This window comes from Affinundibacterium seohonense, from assembly GCF_014284305.1.
Classification (GTDB): domain Bacteria; phylum Pseudomonadota; class Gammaproteobacteria; order Burkholderiales; family Burkholderiaceae_D; genus Undibacterium; species Undibacterium seohonense.
In genome coordinates this window covers 1-249 of the sequence record NZ_JACOFW010000144.1, presented here as the reverse complement: position 1 = coordinate 249, position 249 = coordinate 1, and the positions used below count along the sequence as shown (strand labels likewise).

Genomic DNA, 249 nt, shown 5'->3' with positions numbered 1-249 from the left:
ATTCATACTCGCGCTTATAGAAGAAACCATCTTTATGATTGGGGCGACGATAGCCAATCACGCCATAGATATTGCGCTCAACTAAACCTTTGCAAATGTGGGGTGTGAAGTAGCCTGCATCTAGGCCCACTGCGCCAATTTCGAAACCGAAGCGGGTACGCATCCGATCAAGACGATCCAGATAGGGACCACTATCATGGACATTGGCTGGTGTAACGTGGGTATCGGTGATGAGGGAATGGACGCCAT

General features: G+C 49.4%; 1 protein-coding gene. It reads right to left on the bottom strand.

Features of this window, described 5'->3' with window-relative positions; all coding sequences use genetic code 11:
- Nucleotides 1–249 (bottom strand): transposase (locus tag H8K52_RS20920; protein WP_186924826.1); only part of this gene is annotated, 249 nt, incomplete at both ends.